Origin of the sequence: Methylobacterium sp. 22177 (genome assembly GCF_052045615.1) — a bacterium.
Lineage (GTDB): Bacteria > Pseudomonadota > Alphaproteobacteria > Rhizobiales > Beijerinckiaceae > Methylobacterium > Methylobacterium radiotolerans.
Genome location: NZ_JBQEPK010000015.1, coordinates 90,973 through 109,070, shown reverse-complemented (window position 1 = coordinate 109,070; position 18,098 = coordinate 90,973). Strand labels below are relative to the sequence as shown.

12 protein-coding genes are annotated in these 18,098 nt (G+C 69.4%); 3 read left to right on the top strand and 9 right to left on the bottom strand.

Annotated elements, in window-relative coordinates:
* Positions 1–26: 26 nt before the first annotated feature.
* The 3 genes from ACTJK8_RS15830 to ACTJK8_RS15820 all read right to left on the bottom strand — a co-directional run bounded on the left by ACTJK8_RS15830 (position 27) and on the right by ACTJK8_RS15820 (position 5,712).
* Positions 27–1,058: a polyamine ABC transporter substrate-binding protein gene (locus ACTJK8_RS15830; RefSeq protein WP_012320176.1), complete on the bottom strand. Its 1,032-nt coding sequence runs from the start codon at positions 1,056–1,058 to the stop codon at positions 27–29.
* An 822-nt stretch (positions 1,059–1,880) separates the two neighbouring features.
* Positions 1,881–4,097 (bottom strand): TonB-dependent siderophore receptor, encoded by a 2,217-nt coding sequence (locus tag ACTJK8_RS15825; RefSeq protein WP_440762164.1) that lies wholly within the window; start codon positions 4,095–4,097, stop codon positions 1,881–1,883.
* A 976-nt stretch (positions 4,098–5,073) separates the two neighbouring features.
* Complete coding sequence (locus tag ACTJK8_RS15820) at positions 5,074–5,712, bottom strand: hypothetical protein (protein WP_440762163.1); 639 nt, start codon at positions 5,710–5,712, stop codon at positions 5,074–5,076.
* A gap of 628 nt (positions 5,713–6,340) precedes the next feature.
* Between ACTJK8_RS15820 and ACTJK8_RS15815 the strand changes: the two genes are divergently transcribed.
* From ACTJK8_RS15815 to ACTJK8_RS15805, 3 genes are all read left to right on the top strand, one after another.
* Positions 6,341–7,630, top strand: a complete 1,290-nt coding sequence (locus ACTJK8_RS15815) for a cystathionine gamma-synthase family protein (protein ID WP_440762162.1) — start codon at positions 6,341–6,343, stop codon at positions 7,628–7,630.
* A gap of 274 nt (positions 7,631–7,904) precedes the next feature.
* Positions 7,905–9,197 carry a YjgN family protein gene (locus ACTJK8_RS15810; protein WP_440762161.1) on the top strand — a complete coding sequence of 431 codons (1,293 nt, stop codon included), beginning with the start codon at positions 7,905–7,907 and terminating at the stop codon, positions 9,195–9,197.
* Positions 9,198–9,200: 3 nt separating this feature from the next.
* Positions 9,201–10,337, top strand: coding sequence for a M48 family metallopeptidase (locus ACTJK8_RS15805; RefSeq protein ID WP_440762160.1), 1,137 nt, complete (start codon positions 9,201–9,203; stop codon positions 10,335–10,337).
* A 199-nt stretch (positions 10,338–10,536) separates the two neighbouring features.
* On the opposite strand, the gene ACTJK8_RS15800 is transcribed toward ACTJK8_RS15805, so the two are convergent.
* The 6 genes from ACTJK8_RS15800 to gsiB all read right to left on the bottom strand — a co-directional run bounded on the left by ACTJK8_RS15800 (position 10,537) and on the right by gsiB (position 18,094).
* Entirely contained in the window at positions 10,537–12,576 is a 2,040-nt protein-coding gene (locus ACTJK8_RS15800; protein ID WP_059408305.1) for a molybdopterin-containing oxidoreductase family protein, read from the bottom strand.
* Between the two features lie 142 nt (positions 12,577–12,718).
* On the bottom strand, positions 12,719–13,534 hold the full coding sequence (locus ACTJK8_RS15795) for a M55 family metallopeptidase (RefSeq protein WP_024829436.1): 816 nt from the start codon (positions 13,532–13,534) through the stop codon (positions 12,719–12,721).
* A 3-nt stretch (positions 13,535–13,537) separates the two neighbouring features.
* Positions 13,538–14,614 (bottom strand): DmpA family aminopeptidase, encoded by a 1,077-nt coding sequence (locus ACTJK8_RS15790; protein ID WP_440762159.1) that lies wholly within the window; start codon positions 14,612–14,614, stop codon positions 13,538–13,540.
* Positions 14,611–15,513 (bottom strand): glutathione ABC transporter permease GsiD, encoded by a 903-nt coding sequence (gene gsiD / locus ACTJK8_RS15785; RefSeq protein ID WP_007568587.1) that lies wholly within the window; start codon positions 15,511–15,513, stop codon positions 14,611–14,613. The genes ACTJK8_RS15790 and gsiD overlap by 4 nt, the downstream gene beginning before the upstream one ends.
* 7 nt (positions 15,514–15,520) lie before the next feature.
* Positions 15,521–16,441 carry a glutathione ABC transporter permease GsiC gene (gsiC, locus tag ACTJK8_RS15780; RefSeq protein WP_043074077.1) on the bottom strand — a complete coding sequence of 307 codons (921 nt, stop codon included), beginning with the start codon at positions 16,439–16,441 and terminating at the stop codon, positions 15,521–15,523.
* Positions 16,442–16,546: 105 nt separating this feature from the next.
* On the bottom strand, positions 16,547–18,094 hold the full coding sequence (gene gsiB / locus ACTJK8_RS15775; protein ID WP_440762158.1) for a glutathione ABC transporter substrate-binding protein GsiB: 1,548 nt from the start codon (positions 18,092–18,094) through the stop codon (positions 16,547–16,549).
* Positions 18,095–18,098: the final 4 nt, after the last annotated feature.

The window sequence follows — 18,098 nt, the reverse complement described above, 5'->3', positions numbered from 1 at the left end:
GTCGAGCGAGGCGCATGGCGCGGGCCCTAGCGCGCCATGATGTTCTCGGCGAACCACTTGCGCCAGAGCGCGGTCTTCTCGGCCCGGAGCTTCGGGTCGATGTTGATCGCCTGGGTCTTCCACTGCTCGGCGGTGGTGAACACACCCGGCAGCTTGGCGATCTCGGGATCGACCTTGGCGTTGGTGACGGTCGGGCTGCCCTTCTTCAGCTGCGCGATCTTGGCCTGTACTTCGGGATCGAGAGCGATGTTGATGAACTTGTAGGCGAGCTCTGCCTTCTTGGACCCCTTGTTGATCGCGACCGTGTCGATGCCGAGAACCCCACCCTCCTTGGGGATCACCACGGTGACCGGCACGTCCTGGCCCTTCATGTAGTAGGCGTTCATGGTCAGCACGACCTGAACGGGCGTCTCGCCGGTGGCGATCAGCTGCTGGCTGTTGGCGTCGTTGGTGTAGAAGGCCCGGAAGTTCGGCTTCAGCGCCTCCAGCTTGGCCTGCCCCTTCTCCCAGGTCGCCGGGTCGCCGCCCGAGAGCAGCGCCGAGACGGCGATGATGTGGCTCGGGTCGAAATCGGGCGCGGCCAGGCTGTTCTTGAGCTTCGGGTCCCAGAGATCGGCCCAGGAGCCGAAGGTCATGCCCTTGGGCGTCAGGTCCGCGCGGTAGCCGATCGTGTAGACGTAGCCCCAAGTGCCGAGATGCGCCGGGCTGACCCGGGCCTGCTCGACGAGGTTCGCCGCGTTCGGGATCTTGGCCATGTCGAGCGTCTCGAACAGGCCGTCATTGACGTAGAGCCAGCCGACATGGGCGGTCGTGAAGGTCACATCGCTCTCGGGCGCGTCCTTGGCGAGCTTGGCCTTGTTGAGCCGGTCGATGGTACCGCCGGTGATGTACTCGACCTCGGCGCCGGTCTCCGCCTTGAACTTCGTGGCGATGGCCTCGTCGATCAGATCGCGGAAGCTGCCGCCCCAGGTGCTGACGACGAGCTTCTCGGCCGCCTGCACCGGGATGATGGATGCGACCAGGGCGGAGGCCGCGAGGAGCGGGGTCAGAAGACGCATCACGTCGACAGTTCCTTTCTCTGCAGTACCGCGCGCCGAGCAAATCGAATGCCAGAGATGTATTTTATCCTGGAGAAACTGTTCCGGTTTCGATCGAGATTCGCCCCGTCAGAGCGCGGTCTCGATTTTCGATCATTTTACGCCGATCGATCATCCAAGCGCCCCCTCCCGGAAACGGCCGCACGGACTATCGGCGCCTATCCCGGACATGTCTCTCCGGACGCGGGCGCTGCGTCTGCCTCGAGCTTCTGCGTCACGCCCGCTCAGGACGTCCTGCCGACATCACGTGGAGAGCTGTTCGTCCTCAACCCGAGCAGATCTCGATAGGAAAGGCTAAATGGCCGCACCCGCTCATCAAGCACGATTTCCGGAAGCGTCTGGATCGGAAATCCTGAGGCAGACGACGATCGGGTTCGGATCGCGCTCGAGGCCGCGGTCAGGATGTGGAGAACCGTCGGTCGACGGCGCGAATGTCGCGGTGGCCACACAGCGCCCTTGTGGGGCCGAACGCCGGGCGGCCTATCGCCGGCGACCTGGCGACACCCGCCTGAGCGTAGGCGCCCGACCCGCACAGGAAGGCCGGGTCGGTCATTCGGCGCGTGTAGATCGGAGCCTCATCGCCGGGGCCCGCGCCCTCCGGCGTATCGGAGCGCCTCAAGACCTGCGCCGTCGATGAGTGAACCAGCGGTCGCAGATCGCCCGGGCGGACGTCGATCCGCGCCCCCGCCATCGCGATCGTGGCCCGCCGCGCGGCGGGCCACGATCGTCGTGTCCTCCTGGAGGCCCTGCCTCGGAACACGCAGGCGCCGGAGATGGACGCTCTCACCAGCGATAGATCAGGCTACCGATGACTCGTGCCGGCTGGTTGAAGTTGCAGAACCCGAACGAGCAGGTCGTGTAGTTACGGTCGAAGATATTGTAGGCGTTGATCTGCGCCCGGAAGCCCTTGTACTTCGGATCCAGCGCCGCGAAGTCGTAGGCGACCAGCGCGTCGTAGAGGGTGACCGCGGTGTTGCGCACCGTGTTCTGGTCGTCGGCGAAGCTGGATCCGATGAAGCGGATGCCGCCGCCGATCTGCAGACCGCGCAGGGCCGAGGAAGGCGGGAAGGCGTAGGTCAGGAACGACGCGTAGGTGTCGCTGGGGATGCCGGACACGCGGTTCCCGGCGATCGACTGACCGGTGGCCGAGACCGAGTTCACGAACCGGATGTCGACGTGTGTGTAGGCGATCGTCAGGTTCGTGCCCGGCGCGAGGTTGGCCGTGGCCTCGGCCTCGAAGCCCGTCGAGCGCACGGCACCGCCGGCGGTCTGGAACGCGAGGTTGCCCGCGTCGGGGATCAGGATATTCGACTGGTTGATGTCGAAGCCGGCGAACGCCGTCTGGATATTGGTGCCGGGGATCAGGTACTTGACCCCGGCCTCGATCTGGTCGCCCGTGGCGGGCTTGAACGCCTGCCCGTTCCGGTCGATGCCAACCTGCGGCGTGAAGGTCGTGGCGTAGCTGGCGTAGGGCACCAGCCCCGGTGCCAGGACGTAGCCCAGGCCGACCCGGCCCGTGAAGGCGCTGTTGTCCTGACGTGAGACCGCGCTGTCCGGCGTCGCGTAGTTGTTCTGGAAGACCCAGTCGTGCCGCCCGTTCAGCGTCAGGATGAAGTTTCCGAACTTGGCTTGATCCTGCAGGTAGACACCGATCTGGTCCTGGCTCTGGCGCGACGCGGGCGCCAGGGGGGGCGTCGGGATGAACTGCTGGCCGTAATTCCGCGTGACGAGGTTGAGGTCCGGAGCCAGCCCGAACCCGAAGCGGGCGCTCAGGCTGTACCGGGCGTAGTCGACGCCACCGACCACGGTGTGCGCGACCGGGCCTGTAGCGAAGCGGGCTTCCAGCTGGTTGTCCAGCGTCTGCTGCACCAGGCCCTCGCGAATGTAGCCCGTATCGCGCGTGCCGATCGTGCGTGCTTCGTTGATGTTGTTGATGTCGACGTACTTGGCGCTCAGGAAGAGCCCGTAGTGCCGGAAATTCTGGCGAAAAATGAGGTCCGGCGTGATGAAGTGCTCGAAGGCGTAGCCGACCCGGTACTGCGTCTGATCGAGGCCCATGAAGCGCGGGTCGCCCTGGTAGAACTTGGACACCCGAAAGCCCGGGTCATTGTAAAAGAACGTCGCCGCCGGCGTATTCGTGACCTGAAACTCGCTGAGGAACGTGAATGTGGTATCGGCCGACGGTTTCCAGGTGAACGCGGGGGCGAGATAGAGCTGGTCGTCGGTCGTGCCCAGACCGATGAAGGTGCCCGCCTCGCGGCGCACGCCGGTGAGACGGTAGGCCATGGTGCCGCCCGAACCCTCGATCGGCCCCCCGACGTCGAAGTTGCCCTGGAAGCGGTCGAAGCTGCCGGCTTGGAACTGAACCTCGCCGAACGGCGCGAAGACGGGACGCTTGGTCGTGATGTCGAGGATGCCGCCGGGCGAGCCGAGGCCGTAGAGGCCGGAGGCGGGCCCGCGCAGGATGGTGAGCGCCTCCGCGCCGTAGGGCTCGCTTTTCGGGAAGGCGAAGCCGGTCCCGATCACGCGCAACCCGTCTCGGTAGATTCCCTGATTGGTCAGCACGTCGAAGCCGCGGATGAAGATCTGATCGAACCGCGGATCGAAGCCGGACCGGGCGGATACGGCGCCGGGGACGTAGTTGACCGCGTCGGTGAAGGTCTGAACGTTGCGGTCGTTCAGCTGCTCGCGGGTGACCACCGACACGGACTGGGGGACCTCGATCAGCGGCGTGTTGGTTTTCGTTGCGGTCGTGGCGACCCGGGCGGTGTAACCGGTGATCCCGGACGGACCGCCACCGCCGCCGCTGGTGCTTGCCGTACCGCCGTCGCCCCCGCTCACGTTGAGGCCGCCCGAGCCCGTCAGGCCGGGGGCGGAATTGCCGGGCGACGCCGCTTCGACCGAGATCTCGTTGAGCTGAACGGAGCCGTCCTGCGCCCTCGCGGGCCCGGCGAGAGCAGTGGTGGCGAGGAGGAGGGTGAGGAGCGAGCGATACGACATAGATCACGCTGACGAGCGCCTCCGGCGGCGCAGTGCCCACGTGTTCGCCGTTCACGGATCGTTGATCAAGCCGAAAACGTGTTATAGATCACACACTTACAACGATTCAAAAGTGAATTTATTCTAAGGCATGGATTACCGGCCGAGGTTTTACAGCGCCGGAACCGAGTTGTGCTCGGATGTGCTGCGCGCAGCGCGCACCTTTCGACACGCGAGACGGCATATTGCGTAGGATCGCGAGCGGCGCGCAGCAGGATCTCCGATCCCCGGCGTCGAACAAACGTCCGTTCACCGCCCCGAGCCGAGGTTGCCGAACGGCCGGTGGTGGCTGCTTTCGAGATCCGCCCCCTGACCAGCGGCCGGTGGTGCAAGGGTCTCGGGCGCAGGTCCGACGACAGCGCATGCTCGGCGATCGGCCCGGTCCGGCCGCTAGCGGCCGGTCCGGGTCGCGGCAGGGCGGCCGCAGGGGACGCCCTCGACGCTTCCCGAGAGCGTCGATCCGTCGGCCGCCGCGCGACTTCGCATCGGGGCTGACGACCAGCGTCGAGAGCACGCCCATTGGCTGATGCGCGCCGAGCGTCCGGACCGCCTGCGATTAGGCGCTCCAGCCAGACTGGCGTAGGATGTCGCGATCACCAGCCGGTTCTCGAACCCGTGGGCGCTGGTGGCTGAGAGATACGTGTGCTCCCGCCTGCATGACGCGGAGCAGCCTCTTGGCAAACTCGTCCCCCAAAGCTCGACTGTCGGCTGGATACGATCAGTGGCTCCTGGAGACCTCGTTGCAGGCGATCCGACGCTCACGGACGTTGCTGGATCAGACGGAGCATCTCGTTCGTCGCCCCGACCCTCCGCCGTCGATCAATTGTTCCGAGCTCAGCGACGACGACGTGAATTCCCCGAATCCTGAAGACGACGCCACGAGCAGCGTGACGCCTGCTCCTCGCGCTGAATAGAATTCGACGCTACCCGCCCGGGATCAAAGCGCACCAGCTTGTATCAGGCGAAGTTCGTCAAGAAATTTCGCACGGGTGTCTTCCAGGGCGGATAGACTATTCAACAGCTCCTCCAGCAATTCTTCGGCAAGATTGAGGCTGTGCCGCATGCCTCGGAATCGAGCAACCCGCTCTCGCTGTTGAGCGACGCGCCGCTCTCCTGCTTGGATATGTCGGCTCACCGCCCCCAGCCTTGTCAGCGCCCGATAGAGCTTGCTCTCGAAGGTGCCCTCTAGAAGCTGGCTGAGGCCGCAGATCAGCCTGTGATCTGAATGGGGCTTTCCGATGTTGAGGCAGTCTCGATATTCTTCCGGGATCTGCGATAGCGGATGGGCGCTCGCGAATATATAAGGTATTCCGGCCCAATCGAGGCGTTTGGCGATCGGATAGCTTCTCTTCCCGTCCTGAAGGTCGATGTCGAGAACGGCCGAATCGATGCGATCGATACTCCGATCGAGCGATGACATGGCATGTTCGACGTTCGACCAGGGCCCCTCGATGGTTGCACCATGTGTGCGCAGGCAGTCTTTGACGTGTGCTGCGGCAAAATAATCATCTTCCACGACTAGAATATGGCGACCTATCAGCGCCCTTTGGTCGAAAAACATGGTCTTCTGCCGCACGGAAAGATCACATGCTCGCGTCTCTCGCGGTAAAATTCCATCACTTGGATCATACCTGATCGGGCAGCGACAACGTGACCGCGGGTGAAAGGACGGGGCTGAAGCGCGATACAGGGTCAGCGGGTCGCTATCGAAGGTCGTGAAAGGCTGCGATGAGCCGCGGTCGCGAACTCATGGAGCGCGCGGCGAGGCCCGGACCGCCGCGAGCTCGACGCTTGCCGGGACGTTAGCGGGATCCTCGCCGAAGCGGGTGTCGACGGCACGGCATCCAGGCGCGGGCGATTCAGGAGGCGCCCGACCTGCCCCTCGGGCAGTATCTCGGCCCGGCAGCCTATCGGAACGAACTCCGCGACGCGGTCGAGAACCGGTCCGTGCTCCGGAACGCGTGCCGAACACTTTGAATGTAAATCATCGTGAAATTTAATATCACTCTGCAGACCAAGCAATCGGTCGGAACGTTTCCAGATCGGCTCAAGACCGGAGTCGAGATTGATCGAGCTCGCGGGCACGCATTAAACTGCCCCTGCGCCCGTACGGGAAGATCGGCACGGCTGTGCCGTGCTCCCGCACCCGGAGCGCATCCGGGCTGTCCAGCTCCGCGCTGGCGTCCTGTCGGAGCGAGGTCAGCATGTCGGACGACCGCTACCACAAGAAGGAACTCGGCAACCGCCCGCTCCATCCCGAGACGCTGATGCTCGGCTACGGCTACGATCCGGCCCTGTCCGAGGGTGCGGTGAAGCCGCCGGTCTTCCTGACATCGACGTTCGTCTTCACCTCCGCCGAGCACGGCAAAGCCTTCTTCGACTACGTCTCCGGGCGGCGCGAACCGCCGGTCGGCGAGGCGGCGGGGCTGGTCTACTCGCGCTTCAATCATCCGAACAGCGAGATCGTCGAGGATCGGCTGGCCGTCTTCGAGGAAGCCGAGGCGGCGCTGGTCTTCTCCTCCGGCATGTCGGCGATCGCCACCACGATCCTGGCGTTCGCCCGGCCCGGCGACGCGATCCTGCACTCGCAGCCCCTCTACGGCGGCACCGAGACGCTGATCGCCAAGACCCTGGCCGGGTTCGGCATCGCGCCGTTCGGGTTCTCGGACGGGACCGACCCGGCGAGCGTGCGCGCCGCGGCCCACCGGGCGGCCGACGCGGGACGGGTCAGCGTCGTCATGGTCGAGACCCCCTCGAACCCGCTCAACACCCTCGTCGACCTCAGCCTTGTCCGCGCGGTCGCCGAGGAGATCGGTGCCCGGCAGGGCGGCGCGGCGCCGATGGTGGTCTGCGACAACACCCTGCTCGGGCCCCTCTTCCAGCACCCGCTGCGCGAAGGCGCCGACATCTCGGTCTACTCCCTGACCAAGTATGTCGGCGGCCACTCGGACCTGATCGCCGGCGCCGCCCTCGGCTCGGCGGCGCGGATGAAGCCGGTGCGGCTGCTGCGCTCGGCGATCGGGACCGGTCTCGACCCGCATTCCTGCTGGATGCTCGGGCGCTCGCTCGAGACCCTGTCGCTGCGCATGAGCGCCGCGAACCGCAACGGCGAGATCGTCGGCCGGATTCTGGCGGAGCACCCGAAGGTGGCGCGCCTTCACCATCTCGCGCATCTCGAGCCCGGATCGCATCAGGCGCAGGTCTACGCCAGGCAGTGCGCGGCACCGGGCTCGACATTCTCGTTCGACATCGTCGGCGGCGAGGCCGAGGCGTTCCAGGTCCTCAACCACCTCCAGTTGTTCAAGCTCGCCGTCAGCCTCGGCGGGACGGAGTCGCTCGCCAGCCACCCGGCCTCCACGACCCATTCCGGCGTGCCGAAGGCGGTGCGCGACCGGCTCGGGATCACGGACGCGACGATCCGGGTGTCGATCGGGATCGAGCACCCGGACGATCTCGTCGCCGATCTGGCCGCGGCCCTCGCTGTCCTGGGCTGACGGCGCTCAGGCCGTGGCGGTCGCGCCGGTTCTGCGCCGCCGTCGAGCCGCTCCGGCCGAGCGCGACGCCTCCCTCACCGGGCCGGCTCGGCCGCGACACCCTGCGATGACCGCCTCGAACCCGGAAGTCGCTCGTTGACGACGCCGCAGGTCTCGTGCGGTCGCCGCACGACAGTGGGGGACGGAATTGAATTGCGTCCGCGCGGAACTGGTCAGCGCGGGTCTCACTTCGTAGTGTCCCGCCGCGAAACGCGACGGGACGATCGACGAATCCATGGATCCCGCAACCGGCACCGAGTTCGACACGCGGAGCGGCGCTCCGGCCACGCGCGTGGCCGCCGTAACCTTCGATCCGCGGGTCGAAGGACTCACGTGGCTCGCGTTGAAGGGCTTTCTGCTCTCGGTGGTGACCTTCGGCATCTACCGGTTCTGGTACGTCACCAATCTGCGCCGCTTCTTCTGGGAGCGCACCGCGCTCGACGGCTCGCCCGCCGAGTACACCGGAACCGGCAAGGAACTGTTTCTGGGCTTCCTCGTCGCGCTCGCGATCCTGGTGCCGATCTACGTCGCGCTGTTCGCGGTCTCGCTCGTCGCGCCCGCGCTCGCCCCGTTCTCGGTGGTGATTTCCTTCGTGTTCCTGTTCCTCCTGGGCCAGTTCGCGATCTACCGCGGACGCCGCTACCGGGCGATGCGGACCCTGTGGCGCGGCATACGCCTCGGACAGGACGGCTCCGGGCTCGCCTACGCGGCGCGCGCGGGCGCTTGGTGGCTGCTCACGCTCGTCACCGTCGGCCTGGCCGTCCCGTTCATGCGGGCGAGCCTGGAGCGCTACCGCATCGGTCACACCCTGGTCGGCACCAGCCGGATGCACTCGACGGCGCGGGGACGCAGCGTGCTCGGCCCCTGGCTTCTGCTCTACGTGGTGGGGCTCGGGCCGCTGATCGGGCTCGGCATCGCCCTCCTGGCGGCGGCGGATTTCTCGCTGCCCGGCGACCTGCTGGTGCCGAAGCCCGGCGGCAAGGCCGGCGAGACGATCCTCAATCCCGCTTACGCGGCCTCGCATATCGGCGTCCTCCTCCGGACGATGGGCTTCGCGGCCGCGATCTGCGTGCCCGCGGCGCTGCTTCTGATCCCCTATTACCGCGCCCGGGAGACGCGGGCCTTCATGGCCGCCGCCGGCCTCGGTCACGCCCGCCTCGCCTCGAGCCTCAAGGCGCGCCAGTTCTACTGGCCCTACATCGTCTACATGCTGTCGCTTCTCGGCTTCCTCGTCGTGCTGGGCCTCGTCGCCGCGCTGCTGATCTTCGCCGCGCGGGCGGCGGGCGATCTCGGGATGCTCCACGGGCTCGTCGTCCTCATCTACCTCGTCGGCGCGCCGCTCTTCGCGGTGCTGTACGTGCGCGTGGTGCAGGCCCGGTTGTGGGCGGCGGTGGCGACGAGCACGACGGTCGTGGATCCCCGAGCCCTGGACAGTGTCCTCGCCTCGTCCCGCGGCGCCGGCAGCGGCCTGCAGGAGGGTCTCGCCGACGCGCTCGACGTCGGGGGCGCCCTCCAGATCGGCTTCTGAGACTTGATCCGCCCTTCCGAAGCGACCGCCGGGGCGCCGATCGAGGTCGAAGGCCGCTACTTCGACGGCGTCAGCGCGCGGGCTCATCCCGTCACCCTGCGCCTCGACGACCGCTTCCGCGTCTCCGGGCCGGACGTCGCCCGGGACTGGAACCTGCTCGACCTGCGCGCCGCCGTCTCGGTGCCGCCGCTGATGCGGATCGGTCCGGCCGACGAGCCGGCCCGCGTGGAATTCTCGGACGCGACGCTCGCCGCGGCGCTCGCCGCGCGCTGCCCGGACCTGCACCTTCGGGAGGGTTCGGGCGGCACGGTGCGGCTCGTGCTCTGGTCTCTGGCGGCGGGTCTCTCGGTCCTGCTCGTGGCGGTCTTCGGCGTCCCGCAGATCGCCGGCCTGCTCGCCCCGCTCGTGCCGGACGCCGCCGAGTCGCGGCTCGGGGCGGTGGCGGAGCCGCAAGTCCTGCGCTTCCTCGGCGACCCGCCGGCCTGTGCGGAGCCCGCCGGGCGCGAGGCCCTCGACAAGCTCGTCGGTCGCCTCGTCGCGGCCGGGCAGGCTGAGGGCTCGCTGCCGCCGGCTCTCGCCGTGAGCGTGCGCCGCCACGGGATGGCCAACGCCTTCGCCCTGCCGGGCGCCCGCGTGATCGTGCTCTCGAGCCTCATCACGCGGGCGCGATCGGCCGACGAGGCCGCGGCGGTTCTGGCGCACGAGCTCGGCCATGTCCGCAGACGCGATCCGACCCGCTCCCTCATCCGGGCATCGGGCACCTCGTTCCTCCTGAGCCTCGTCCTCGGGGATCTGACCGGCTCGACCATCATCATCGCGCTGGGCGACGCGGTGCTCTCGGCCGGCTACAGCCGCGACGCCGAGCGGGCGGCGGATGCCTACGCGGTCGACCTGATGACGCGCGCGGGCGGCAACGGCGCGGCGCTCGCCGACATCCTCGAGCGCATCGCCAAGGACAAGCACGACGGCAAGAGCCACGTGCTGGACCTGCTGCGCAGCCATCCCTTCACGCGCGAGCGCGCGGCCGCGATCCGCGCCCAGGCGGGACCCGCGGCGCCCGAACGGCAGATCCTGTCGGGCGCCGCGTGGACCGCGCTCCAGGGCATCTGCGGGGCGGGGTCGACGAGGGCCGAGCCTTAGCCCGGCCCGCGGTCACGATCACCGCCCGCGGGCGGGAAAGCGCGGGCGCGGGAGAGCGCCGCCCGACCCCGTCGACCCCGACCAGCCGTGCGCCTGACCGGGATTCCGGGCAACGGATTGCTGTCGATTGTCCGTCCCCGGCTTCTGCGAGGGGGGCACCGGAGAAGGAGCGTGAGTTTCGACGGCCCGAGCGCCCGGCTCAGGCCGCTCGAACCCAGACCGCAGTGTCGTGGAAGGCGGCACCGTCGTTGGGCGCGGCCGGCGCCGACCCGATCAGCGTGTTGATGCCCCCGTCCCCGCCCGCGAAGGCCGCGCTCGGCCACAGGCTCTCGACCACCACGACGCCCGGCTGCTGCCCCTCGGCGAGCCGCGCGTGCAACCGGACCCGACCGCGGGCATTGCCGACCTCGACGGCGTCGCCCGTACCGATCCCGAGCCGCACGCCGTCCGCCGGGTGGATCAGGCAGGTCGGCCGCCCCTCGCGGCGGAGCGACTCGGGCACGTTGGTGAAGGTCGCGTTGAGGAACTGACGGGCCGGCGGGGCGATCATCCGGAACGGGTGCTCCGCGTCGGCGGGCTCGGCCTCCGGCCAGTGATCCGGGAGGGCCGGCATGCCGGCCGCGCGCGGACCCAGCGCCGCCCAGTCGGGGGCGAAGCGGAAGCGCCCGTCGGGATGGCCGAACCCGGTCAGGAAGTGGCTCTCGGCGAAATCCGGCTGCGCGTCGATCCAGCCCTCCGCCTCCAGCCTGTCGAGACCGCCCCAGCCGGAGCGCGCGAGGGTGGCGTCGGCGAGGTCCCGGGCGGTCAGGCGGAAGCCCGCGTGGTCCGCGCCGAGCCGGGCGGCGAGCCCCGACAGGAGCGCGTGGTTCGAGCGGCACTCGCCCGGCGGCTCCAGGATCGCCGGCCCGGCCTGGATGTGGCTGTGGCCGCCGGCGCCGTAGATGTCGTCGTGTTCCAGGAAGGTGGTGGCCGGCAGCACGAGGTCGGCGAGCGCGGCCGTCTCGGTCATGAACTGCTCGTGCACGGCCACGAACACGTCCGGCCGCGTCAGCCCCGCGCGCACCCGGGCGCTGTCGGGCGCGGAGACCGCGGGATTGGCCGACTGGATCAGCATGGCGCGGACCGGCGGGCCGCCCAGCAGGGCGTCGGGATCGTCGGTGAGCACGGCGCCGATCCGGCTCATGTCGAGCTCGCGCACGCCGGGCGCCCTGGCGTCGAGCCCCTCCGTCAGGGTCTTGTCCCAGTTGAAGATCGCGGCGTGCTGCCAGAGGGCGCCGCCGCCCTCGTGCTGCCAGGCGCCGGTGACGGTCGGCAGGCAGGTCACCGCGTGCAGGTTCACCGCGCCGTTGCGGCTGCGGGTGAAGCCGAAGCCGCAGCGGATGTAGCTGCGCGGCGTGCGCCCGTAGAGGGCCGCGAAGGCCTCGATCGCGGCGGGCTCCAGGCCGGTGATCGCCGCCGCCCATTCGGGGGTGCGCGACGCCAGATGCGCCTCCAGCGCCGCCGTGTCCTCGGCCTGGGCGGCGAGGTAGGCCCGGTCCGCGTGGCCGTCGCGGAACAGGACGTGGAGCACCGCGCAGGCGAGCGCCCCGTCGGTGCCGGGCCGGAGCGCGAGGTGGAGGTCGGCCGCCGCCGCGGTCCCGGTGCGGTACGGATCGATCACCACCAGCTTGGCGCCCCGCGTCTTGCGGGCGCGGCTGATGTGGGTCATCGCGTTGACCTGGGTGCTCACCGGGTTGCCGCCCCAGACAACGATCAGGTCGGAGAGCGCCATCTCGCGGGGATCCGGGCCGGCGATCCGGCCGACCCCGGCGCTCCAGCCCGCGATCGCGACCGCCGTGCAGATGGTGCGCTTGCGCCGCGAGTAGCCCATCACGTGGGTGAGCCGGTGGATACCGTCGCGCTGGACGAGGCCCATGGTCCCGCCCGAATTGTACGGCCAGACCGCCTCCGCCCCCCAACGGTCCGCCGTCTCCGAGAAGGCCGCCGCCAGCCGGTCGAGCGCCGCGTCCCAGGAGATCCGGCGCCACGCCCCGCCGCCCTTCGGCCCGACGCGCTCCAGCGGGTGGAGGATCCGGTCCGGGTGGTGGACGCGCTCGCCGTAGCGGCTGACCTTCGCGCAGATCACCCCGGCCGTGTAGGGATTGTCGCCGCCCCGGACCGACACGACGCGCCCGTCCGCGACCTGCACGTCGAGGCTGCAGGCAGAGGGACAATCGTGCGGGCAGACGGTCCGGACCAAGCGACGAACTCCCGTGGCGCCAGCATGGGGAAGCAAGGACCGTGCGGTTCTGGGCCTTCGGCCGGAAGACCGCAAGGCGCGCATGCCGCCGCCTCTCGGGCGACGCCGGGCGGATCGTCGCCGTCGCGCCGGCCGCGAGGGCTCAGCGCAGCGCGCTCGACATCGCCGAGAGGGCGTTGATCACCTGGACCGCCTCCGCGACGTGCGCCGCCGCGAACACGACCTCGCTGCCCTCCCCCCGCCGGAGGCTCGGCCACAGGCAGAACAGGTCCGCCAGGGCCGGTGTCTGCGCGCGCACGCGGACCTCCAGCGGACCCTCGAGGCGGAAGGGCCGCGCGCTCGACTCCCGGAGGGCCGCTGCGACGGCCTCGCCGATCGCCGCGCAGCTCTGCGCCGGCGAGAGGCTGATGCCGCTGTTCTGCCCCGTCGCGCGCTTGGTCTCGACGAAGCGCGTGCCCGGGAGCAGCGCGCGGTTCTCCGCGACGAACACGTCGTCGCCGCTCGCCATCGCCACAGGCACGCCGTAGGCGCCGGCCAGCGCGCCGTAGAGGCCGGCCTCGCCGAGTTCCTGGCCGTTGATCGCGATCCGCGCGAAGGCGAAGCTGTTGACCGTGTGGGCCAGGATGCCCCGCCCGCTCGCCCGCGCGTGGTAGCCGACGAGGCAGACCGCATCGATGTCCTGATCGATCCCGGCCATCATCCCGAGGGGCCGCGGCTTGCCCTGCACGGCCTGCGCCCTGGGGTCGAGGAGGTCCGGGGGCATGTTGCGGAAGTCGCCGTGCGAGTCGTTGACCAGCACCGCCCGCGCGCCGCCGTCGAAGGCGCCCGCGACGGCGGCATTGGCCTCCCGCGTCATCAGCACCCGCGCGCGCTCGTACTCGGGATTCCCCGGCGTCGTCTGGACGCGGTGATAGATCCCGGCGACACCCTCGATATCCGTCGAGATCAGGACGCGCATCGCTCAGGCTCCGAGAATTTCGGCCCAGCCGGGCAGGAGATCCGTCAGCGCGTCCCGCCGGTGGCCGTCGCGGCCCGTCACCGCCTGGGCCCGCCAGAGGGCGTGGATGATCGCCTGCTCGACCCCGTCCGCGGCGGCCTCGAACAATGGATCGAGCTCCGCGTCGTGCAGCAGGGCGGGCGCCGGCATCGGGCGGGCGGGATCCTGCGGCACCGTGTAGGCGGTCGTGAAGGCCAGCGCGATGTCGCCGCTGCCGTGGCCGAACACCGAGCCGGTCCGGGCGAGGCCGGCCCCGGCCCGCAGGGCGAGGCGGCGGAGCTGGCGCGCGTCGAGGGGCGCGTCGGTGGCGACGATCATGATGATCGAGCCCTTCTCCGGCGGCTCCGCGCCGGATTCCGGTTCCCCGGCGGCCGCCCAGAGGTGGGCGGCGAGCGGCGTGCCGCACACCCGGATCTGCGACGGCTTGCCGAAATTGGACAGGACGAGGGTGCCCAGCGTGAACCGGCCGCGCGCGCGCGTGCGGACACGGCGGGAGGCGGTGCCGATGCCGCCCTTGAGGCCGAAGGTCGACAGGCCGCGCCCGGCTCCGACCGACCCTTCCGCGACGGCGGAACCGGCCGCGTCGAGGGCGTCGCGGTAGTGGCACGCCGCCACCGCCATGCGCTGGATGTCGTTGAGGTAGCCGTCATTGCACTCGAACACGAGCGGGTTGAGCGTCGGCAGCGCGCGCCCGATCTCCGGATTGTCGGCGATCGCGGCGCGGATCTGGGCGGCGGCCACCGCCGGCACCGAGACGGTGTTGGTCAGGGCGACCGGCGTCTCGAGCACGCCGAGCTCCTCGACCTGCATGAGGCCGACGGATTTGCCGAAGCCGTTGAGCACGACGCCGGCCGCCGGAACGCGGTCGCGGTAGGGATCGCCGCCGTGCGGCCGCACGACGGTCACCCCCGTCTGCACGTCGCCCTCGGCCAGCGTGCAATGGCCGACCGTCACGCCCGGGACGTCCGTGATGGCATCGCGCGGGCCCCGCGGCAGGCGGCCGACGCGGGGCGCCGGGCGCGGAGGGGCGGTCGGCGTCACAGGCGATCGATCTTCGGATCGAGGGCGTCCCGCAGGCCGTCCCCGAGGAGGTTGAAGGCCAGCACCGTGAAGAAGATCGCGAGGCTCGGGAACAGCGCGACGTGCGGCGCCGAGACCATGTCGGCGCGCGCCTCGTTCAGCATGGCGCCCCACTCGGGCGTCGGCGGCTGCGCGCCCATGCCGAGGAACGACAGGCTCGCGGCCGTGATGATCGAGGTGCCCAGTCGCATGGTGAAGTAGACCACGATGCCCGAGATCGTGCCCGGCAGGATGTGGCGCAGGATGATCGTCCGGTCGGGGGCGCCGATGCTCCGCGCGGCCTCGATGTATGTGCTGTTCTTCAGGACCAGGGTCGTGCCGCGCACGAGGCGCGCGAAGGCCGGGACGCTGAAGACCGAGACCGCCACGACGACGTTGACGAGCCCGGAGCCCAGGATGGCGACGACGCCGAGCGCCAGGAGGATGCCCGGGAAGGCGAACAGCACGTCGGACATGCGCATGACGATCCGGTCCCACCAGCCGCCGTAATAGCCCGCCAGGAGACCGAGCACGGTCCCGACGAGGCCGCCGACGGCGACCGACAGGAAGCCGGTCGCGAGGGAGATCCGCGCCCCCTCGACGATGCGGCTCAGGATGTCGCGCCCGAGGGGATCGACGCCGAGCCAGTGCGCGAGCGAGGGGCCCTCGTTGATCCGGTCGTAGTCGAAGTCGTTGACCGGGTCGTAGGGCACGATCCACGGCGCCAGCACGGCGACCACGACCAGCAGGCCGATGAAGCCCAGGGCGACGACGGCGACGCGCTGGCGGCGGAACTTGCGCCAGAATTCCGACCACGGCGTCCGGATGCCGGTGGGGACGGGCGCGACGGTGGGGGCGGCGGGGACGAGGATGTCGGTCACGGCCGGCTCACCTGTAGCGGATGGTCGGGTTGATGAGGCCGTAGAGCACGTCCACGACCAGGTTGATCAGGATGAACTCCAGGGAGAACAGCAGGACCAGGGCCTGGATCACCGGATAGTCGCGCTGGTTCACGGCATCGACGAGCAGGCGGCCCATGCCGGGCCAGTTGAACACCGCCTCCACGACGATCGAGCCGCCGAGCAGGAAGCCGAACTGCAGGCCCATCATGGTCACGACCGGGATCAGAGCGTTGCGCAGGCAGTGCTTGGCGATCACGACCCGCTCCTTGAGCCCCTTGGCGCGCGCGGTGCGGACGAAATCCTCGCCGATGACCTCCACGAAGGCGGCGCGGGTGAAGCGGGCCATCACGGCGGCCACGGCCGCGCCCAGCGTCAGCGACGGCAGCACGTAGTGCCGCCACGTCTCGGCGCCGACGGTGGGCAGCCAGCCGAGCTCGACCGAGAAGATCTGCATCAGCAGGATGCCGAGCGCGAAGGCGGGGAACGAGATGCCGGACACGGCGAGCGTCATCCCGACCCGGTCGGGCCATTCGTTGCGGTAGACCGCCGAGACGATGCCGATGATCAGCCCGAAGGCGACCGCCCAGGCCATGCTGGTGAGCGTGAGCAGAAGGGTCGGCAGGAAGCGCTCGCCGATCTCGGTCGAGACCGGGCGGCGGGTGCGGATCGAGACGCCGAGATCGCCGCGGGCGAGGTTGGCGAAGTAGCGCACGAACTGTTCCGGCAGGGACCGGTCGAGGCCGAGTTCGGTGCGCACCAGCGCCACCGTCTGGGCGTCGGCATCCTGCCCGGCCGCCAGCCGCGCCGGATCGCCGGGCAGCAGGTGGACGAACAGGAAGACCAGAACCGAGACGATCAGCAGCGTCGGCAGCAGCCCGAGGAGCCGCTTGAGCAGGAAGGTCAGCATAGGCTCGCGCCCGGGATCCGGGGTTTCCGTGAGGCGATCGCGCGGGAGCGCCGCGCCGGGCCGGCCATCGATTGGGCCGCCCGGCGCAGGGTCCGCGATCGGCGGCTACTGAGCGACGGCGATTTCGCCGGAATCGATGTTGCCATCGGGCATGACGTACACGCCGGAGAGCCGCGCGGAGGTCGCGTAGAGGTTCTGCTCGGTGACCAGCGGCGCCCAGGGGGCGTCCTTCATGACGATCTCCTGGGCCTTGGCGTAGAGCTCGGCCCGCTCCGCGTCGTTGGTCGAGACCAGCGCCTTGGCGAGGAGGGCGTCGAACTCGGCGTTGCTGTAATAGGCGGTGTTGTTGAGCTTCGGCGGCCACGCCTCCGTCGCCAGCAGCGGCCGCAGGCCCCAATCGGCCTCGCCGGTCGAGGACGACCAGCCGGCATAGTAGAGGCGGACGCGGGCGATCTTCGGATCGGGGGCGGTCTGCACCCACTCGGTGCGCTGGCCGGGCTCCAGCGCCAGGGTCTGCACCTTGATGCCGACTTGGCCGAGCTGCTGCTGGAGGAACTGGATCGCCTTCTGGGCCGTGGTGGTGGTGTAAGCGCTCCAGAGGGTCGCCTCGAAGCCGTTGGCGTAGCCGGCCTCCTTCAGGAGCTGGCGCGCCTTGGCCGGGTCGTAGGGCCAGGGATCCATCTTGTGGGCGTAGCGCACGCCCTGCGGGACGATCCCCTGGGCGGGGAAGGCGTAGCCCGAGAAGGCGACCTTGGCCAACGCCTCCTTGTTGATCGCGTAGTTGATCGCCTGGCGGACGCGCAGGTCGTCGAACGGCTTCTGCAGCACGTTCATGCTGAGATACCGCTCGATGATCGAGGCGTGGACCTCGATCTTCAGCTTCTTGCTGGCTTCGAGCATCTTGGCCTGCTCGTAGGGCAGCGGGAAGGCGAAGTCGGCCTCTCCGGTCTGCAGCATGGCGGCGCGGGTGCCGTTCTCGGGCACCGGCTTCCACGTGATGGTGTCGACCTTCGGGAAGCCGGCCTGCCAGTAATCGGCGAACTTCGCGCCCTTGACGTAGTCGGTCTGCTTCCAGTCGACGAAGGTGAACGGCCCGGTACCGACCGGGTGGAAGGCGATGTCCTTGCCGTACTTCTTCAGGGCCGTGGGCGAGATGATCGCCGCCGAGGCGTGGGCCAGCGAGTTGATGAACGGCCCGAAGGGCTCCTTCAGGGTGATGCGCAGGCTCGTGGGCGAGAGCACCTCGATCGTCTTGATGCGGTTGAACTGGTTGTACCGCGCGAGGTGGTTCTCCGGGTCGAGGACGCGGTCGAGATTGGCCTTCACCGCAGCGGCGTCGAACGTCGTGCCGTCGTGGAATTTGACGCCCTCGCGCAGCTTGAACGTGTAGACCAGGCCGTCGGGCGAGGTCTCGTAGCTCTCGGCCAGGACGTTGCGGACCTTCAGGTCCTTGTCGAAGCCGAAGAGGCCCTCGTAGAACGACTTGGTGACGGCGGTCGTGAGCGTCGTGTTCGTGTTGTACGGGTCGAGAGTCTCGGGCTGGCCGCTGATCGCCAGGATCGGGTCGCCCGCCGCGGCGGCGGGCGCGGCCGCCACGGCGAGCAGGCCGGCGGCGAGGAGGAAGCGCTCGAACATGGTCAGACCTCGGGGCATGGGA

Bases quoted from the DNA above. Each gene is read 5' to 3' on its own strand.
- gsiB (WP_440762158.1), bottom strand. From the start codon at position 18,094: ATGCCCCGAGGTCTGACCATGTTCGAGCGCTTCCTCCTCGCCGCCGGC.
- gsiC (WP_043074077.1), bottom strand. From the start codon at position 16,441: ATGCTGACCTTCCTGCTCAAGCGGCTCCTCGGGCTGCTGCCGACGCTG.
- ACTJK8_RS15830 (WP_012320176.1), bottom strand. From the start codon at position 1,058: ATGCGTCTTCTGACCCCGCTCCTCGCGGCCTCCGCCCTGGTCGCATCC.
- ACTJK8_RS15810 (WP_440762161.1), top strand. From the start codon at position 7,905: ATGGATCCCGCAACCGGCACCGAGTTCGACACGCGGAGCGGCGCTCCG.
- ACTJK8_RS15825 (WP_440762164.1), bottom strand. From the start codon at position 4,097: ATGTCGTATCGCTCGCTCCTCACCCTCCTCCTCGCCACCACTGCTCTC.
- ACTJK8_RS15815 (WP_440762162.1), top strand. From the start codon at position 6,341: ATGTCGGACGACCGCTACCACAAGAAGGAACTCGGCAACCGCCCGCTC.
- ACTJK8_RS15795 (WP_024829436.1), bottom strand. From the start codon at position 13,534: ATGCGCGTCCTGATCTCGACGGATATCGAGGGTGTCGCCGGGATCTAT.